At 69.0% G+C, this 4,981-nt stretch carries 4 protein-coding genes and 1 riboswitch; of the genes, 1 reads left to right on the top strand and 3 read right to left on the bottom strand.

Going from position 1 to position 4,981, the window contains the following annotated elements; translation table 11 throughout:
• Nucleotides 1-36: 36 nt before the first annotated feature.
• Nucleotides 37-663 (bottom strand): bifunctional nicotinamidase/pyrazinamidase, encoded by a 627-nt coding sequence (pncA, locus tag O0J73_RS21555; RefSeq protein ID WP_197564169.1) that lies wholly within the window; start codon nucleotides 661-663, stop codon nucleotides 37-39.
• Between the two features lie 55 nt (nucleotides 664-718).
• The gene (locus tag O0J73_RS21550) at nucleotides 719-1,390 is read right to left on the bottom strand and encodes an epoxyqueuosine reductase QueH (protein WP_004153703.1); all 672 of its coding nucleotides are present in this window, start codon (nucleotides 1,388-1,390) and stop codon (nucleotides 719-721) included.
• Between the two features lie 174 nt (nucleotides 1,391-1,564).
• Nucleotides 1,565-1,780: riboswitch (cobalamin riboswitch) on the bottom strand.
• Nucleotides 1,781-1,906: 126 nt separating this feature from the next.
• Between O0J73_RS21550 and O0J73_RS21545 the strand changes: the two genes are divergently transcribed.
• Nucleotides 1,907-3,781, top strand: a complete 1,875-nt coding sequence (locus tag O0J73_RS21545; protein ID WP_308309602.1) for a patatin-like phospholipase family protein — start codon at nucleotides 1,907-1,909, stop codon at nucleotides 3,779-3,781.
• 73 nt (nucleotides 3,782-3,854) lie between these two features.
• Here O0J73_RS21545 and O0J73_RS21540 read toward each other — a convergent pair whose 3' ends face one another.
• Nucleotides 3,855-4,808, bottom strand: coding sequence for a DUF1028 domain-containing protein (locus O0J73_RS21540; RefSeq protein WP_308309601.1), 954 nt, complete (start codon nucleotides 4,806-4,808; stop codon nucleotides 3,855-3,857).
• Nucleotides 4,809-4,981 lie beyond the last annotated feature (173 nt).

Genomic DNA, 4,981 nt, shown 5'->3' with positions numbered 1-4,981 from the left:
GGATTGCCGGCCAGCGGCCGGCACTACCGTTGTCTGTCAGACGACCGCGATCCCGGCCTTGCCCAGCGCCTCGCGCACCATCGCGTCGTTGGCCTCGGTCACCGGCCGGGTCAGGTCCCACAGGAACTTCACCTTGAAGCCGGATTTCACCGCGTCCTGCGCGCTCCACAGCACGCAGTAGTCGCGGGCCAGGCCGCACACATGCACTTCGCGGATGCGGCGCTCGTGCAGCCAGCCGGCCAGGCCGGTCGGCGGGCGCTCGCCGTCAGGGCCGTGGTTCTCGCGGAAGGCGCTGTACGAATCCACCTGTTGGCGCGTGCCCTTGCGCAGGATGAGGTCGGCCACGGTCCAGTCCACGCCCGGGTGCAGCGCGGCGCCGGCGCTGCCCTGCACGCAGTGGTCAGGCCACAGGGTCTGCGGCTGTGCGTGCAGCAGGATGGTCTCGAACGGGCGCTTGCCGGGATGCTGGCTGGCGAACGAGGCGTGGTCGGCCGGGTGCCAGTCCTGGGTGGCCACCACCGTGCGGTAGTGGCGCTGTGCCAGCAGCGCGGCAATCGGTGCCACCAGCGCATCGCCCTGCTCGCAGGCCAGCGTGCCACCCGGCATGAAGTCCGGCTGCAGGTCGATCACCAGCAGGGCGACATCGGCGGGCAGGGCGGTCATGGCAGGTCCGGCACAACGGAAGGGGCGACCAGCGTGGCCGCCCCATGCCCACACGTCAATCGCCCTGCGGGGTCTCAGCGTCCTGCCCGTAGTACAGCAGGCCGATCTTGATCCGCTCGCGGCCGTTCTCGCGGCGGTGGCGGTTGGCATCGCGCAGCGAGTACACGCAGCCGCAGTATTCCTGCTGGTAGAACTGCTCGCGCTTGCTGATCTCGATCATGCGGCTGGCACCGCCGCCCTTGCGCCAGTTGTAGTCCCAGTACTGCAGGCCTTCATAGCGTGAGGCGGCACGGATGCCGCAGTCGTTGATCTGCGCCATGTTCTTCCAGCGCGAGATGCCCAGCGACGAACTGATGGTGTCGTAGCCGTGTTCATGCGCGTACAGCGCGGTGCGTTCGAAACGCATGTCGAAGCACATCGTGCAGCGGATGCCGCGCTCGGGCTCGTTCTCCATGCCGCGCGCGCGGCTGAACCAGTTGTCGGTGTCGTAGTCGCAGTCGATGAAGGGGATGTCGTGCTGCTCGGCGAAGCGGATGTTCTCCTGCTTGCGCAGCTCGTATTCCTTCACCGGATGGATGTTGGGGTTGTAGAAGAAGATCGCGTAGTCGATCCCGGAGGCGGTGATCGCCTCCATCACTTCGCCGGAGCAGGGCGCGCAGCAGGAGTGCAGCAGCAGGCGCTTGCCGTCGGCCGGCAGGATCAGGGTGGGGCGTTGGAGCTCGGTCATCGTCAGGTACCGCATGGACCGCCGGCAACGGCGGTGGCCCATGCATCAGCGCGTGGGAAGCAGCTCTGGGCAGCTACCGCGGAAAAGGCGCGCGCGGCCGCGCCGCCTGCACGCGCAGGACAGCGACGGCCCCGGCACCCTCCCCGCGGAGAGTCCAGGTCGAGTCAGGGGACGGTCGTGTCCCCCGGCCGGGGCCGGTCTTCGGGCTGATGGACACGGGCCGCAGCCCACCTACTACCCGCCGCTTCCCAGGCGTGAGCCCAGTGCTGTTGGCAGGATTCGTTTCCATTCACCGCTGCGGGGCAGCTCCGGAATGGGCGCGCCAGGCGCCTTCACCGGATTCCCGTTTAAATCCATCCCGTCATCCGAACCTGGGATGGATACCTTCGGCGTGTGCACGGTGGACCCGTTGGCCGTGATGGTCAAGGGCCCAGGACCCTGCAGTGCTGTGGCCCACTTCTCAGGCTGTGAGAGCGCCTCTTGCCATACTGGACACCGGCAGACGGGAGGTGGTTCGTGGCGGACAAGTACTGCGATCTGGTCATGAAGGGCGGCATCACCAGCGGCATCGTGTACCCCAATGCGGTACTGGCGCTGGCCCGCGAGTATCGGTTCAAGAGCATTGGCGGCACCTCGGCCGGCGCCATCGCCGCCGCGGTGGCGGCCGCGGCGGCGTGTGGCGACCGTCGCCAGCAGGCGGGCGAACACCTGCCCGGCGACGCCGGTTATGGCGGGCTGTCGGCGGTGTCGGCCCAGCTGTCGCGGCGCGGCTTCATCTACAGCCTGTTCCAGCCGGCACGCGGGGCACGCGCGGCCTACCGGCTGCTGGTGGTGCTGACCGGCAGCGCCCGCTTGCCGCACAAGCTGCTGTGCCTGGCGGTGGCCGTGTTCGAGATCGCGCCGCTGGAGGTGCTGGTGTCGCTGGCGCTGCTGCTCGGCCTGGGCTGGTGGGGCGGCGGCTGGAGCGGGGTGGCGGCCACCCTGCTGCCGTCGCTGCTGTGTGCCTACGGGGCCGGCGTGGCCGGTGCCGCGCTGCGGGTGGCGCGAGTGGCGCGGCGCAACCTGCTGGGCCTGTGCAGCGGGCTCGGCCGCGATGCGCGCAAGCCCGCCCTCAGCGAGTGGCTGCACGCGTGCCTGCAGCAGCTGTCGGGCAAGCCGCTGGATGCTCCGTTGACCTTCGCCGATCTGCACGACGCGCCGCGCTACCCCGGCGAGCCGGACAGCCCGCATGCGATCAGCCTGCAGATGATTACCACCTGCGTGTCGCACAACGAGCCGCGCACGCTGCCGCTGGGCGGCGCGCAGTTCTGGTTCCTGCGCGAGGAGTTCGAGCAGCTGTTCCCGGCCAGCGTGGTGCAGTGGCTGGTACAGCAGGCTGGCCCGCCGCTGGAGGTGGAGGGGCGCCAGTACTACCACCTGCCGCAGGGCCCGCAGCTGCCGGTGCTGGTGGCCACGCGGATGAGCCTGAGTTTCCCGCTGCTGATCAGCGCGGTACCGCTGCATGAACCCTCGCGCCGCGAACGACGCTGCGAACCGACCGCACCGGCGGCCGATGCGGAGCACAACGTGGCCGACAGCATGGAAGGGCTGACCAGTGCCGGGCAGACCTGCGGTCCGGTCATCACCGCCTTCCGCATCTGCTGGTTCTCCGATGGCGGCATCAGCAGCAACTTCCCGATCCACCTGTTCGATGCGGCGTTGCCACGCTGGCCGACCTTCGCCATCAACCTGGTCTACCCGCAGCATGCCGAGGATGTGAGCCATGGCGGCAGCGGCCGCCAGGCGCTGGAGCATGCGGTGTTCCTGCCCACCGAGAATCGCCACGGCTGGCAGCGCACCTACCAGTCGATCGCCACGCCGCTGGCGGCCGCCGAACTGGGGCGCTTCCTGTTCGCGGTGGTGGCAACCATGCAGAACTGGCGCGACCTGCTGCAGGCGCGCGCACCGGGCTACCGCGATCGCATCGTGCACGTCAGCCTGCAGGGCGACGAGGGTGGCATGAACCTGGACATGCCGCAGGAGGTGCTCACCCGCATCGCCGACAAGGGCAGCCTGGCCGGCGCACGCTTCTGTTCGTTCTCGTTCGACAACCACTACTGGATCCGCTGGCGCAACCTGGCCTCGGCCTACCAGCGCTACACGCTGGAAGTGGCGCGCACCGATGACCCGGCGCAGCAGGTGCTGGCCTACCGCGCGGCCTATTCGACGGTCGCCAGCGGCCAGCCGGCACCGCCTTCGTACAAGCTGGGCTCGGAAGACAAGCGGCAGGCCTCGCAGCAGTTGTGGGGGCTGATGGTCGAACAGGGCCGCAGCTGGGACGACCTCGGCCCCGACCTTACCGACGGCGCACCGCGCCCGCTGCCACAGATGAAGGTGACACCGATCTATTGATCTCCGCCGTAGCCGATTGAACGGTTCTGGTGGGTGCCGACCTTGGTCGGCACGATCTGCCCCCTGCAGTGCCTCAACGCCACGGCTCTACCACCGCATCACCCTGCAACGGCGCATACAATGGCAGCGCCAGTTCCTGCTTCACCCAGCCCGGATTGAGCGCACGCAGCCCTGCCAGGTACTCGCGGGCGAGCGCGGTGTCGCCCTGGCGCATGGCCAGGCGCGCGGCGCGTGCCCAGGTGCGGTCCCAGCCGTGCGCCAGTGACAACGCGGTGGCCAGCGCTGCACGCGCAGCGGCCACATCGCCCTTTTCCCAGCGTTGCTCGGCACGGATGATGGCGTCGTTGGACAGTCGCATGTCGTACAGCTCGCGAAGCCTTGCCACGGCGCGCGGATCGGCATCCACGCGCAGGTCGGTGTCCTGCCAGTCACCGCCGGGCGTGCGTACCAGCAGCGCCGCCGACCACTGCCCGCTGCGCTGGCCACCCGCAACCTGGCCGGCTTCCAGCGCCGCCAGCAGGCGGGCCGCCAGTGCGCCGCGCGAAGCGGCGAAGCTGCGTTGCATCGCGGCCAGCACCTCGGGCCCGGCCAGGCCGTTACCCTGAACACTCAGCATGCCCTCGCCCTGCGCACCGGCCCAATCCGCCTGCTGCGCGGTAGCACCGGTGTACTGCGCATTGCCGCCGCGCGCACTGACCAGGCCCACCTGGCGCTCGGCCAGCGTGGTGCCATCGAAATCACCGTCTTCGTCCAGCAGCTGCTTGAGCACCTGCGCAGGCGTGCGGCCCCTGCCCAGCAGCGTCAGACCCTTCGAGCCGTAGGTTGGATTGGTCTCGAACTGGCTGGCAACCGCCCCCACTTTCGCCTGCGCCCACGGCACGCCCACGCCACCGACGCCGAGATTGTGTGTAGCCACCGCCACGCCGCAGTCACCGGCCCCGTTGCAGGCCACGATGGAAAAGGTCGCCCAGGCTGGCGCAGCAAAGGCAGCGAGCAGCAGAGCCACACAGGAACGCATCAGGGGCATGGTCATCTCCAGGGAGGGCATCCCGATTGGGATGCAGCCTACGCACGAATGGTTTAGTAGATCCACGCCACGCGTGGATCTACCGTGTCGACCAAGGTCGACACCCACCAAGAGCAGGTCATGCCATCCAGACAGATCGCAGAGAACTGTCGAAGGCGGGGTGGGTCCGGTGG

The sequence above is a fragment of the Stenotrophomonas sp. Sm6012 genome, assembly GCF_030985895.1.
Taxonomy (GTDB): domain Bacteria; phylum Pseudomonadota; class Gammaproteobacteria; order Xanthomonadales; family Xanthomonadaceae; genus Stenotrophomonas; species Stenotrophomonas forensis.
Note: the sequence above shows the minus strand (reverse complement) of the source record. Positions and strands in the feature narration are given on the sequence as shown.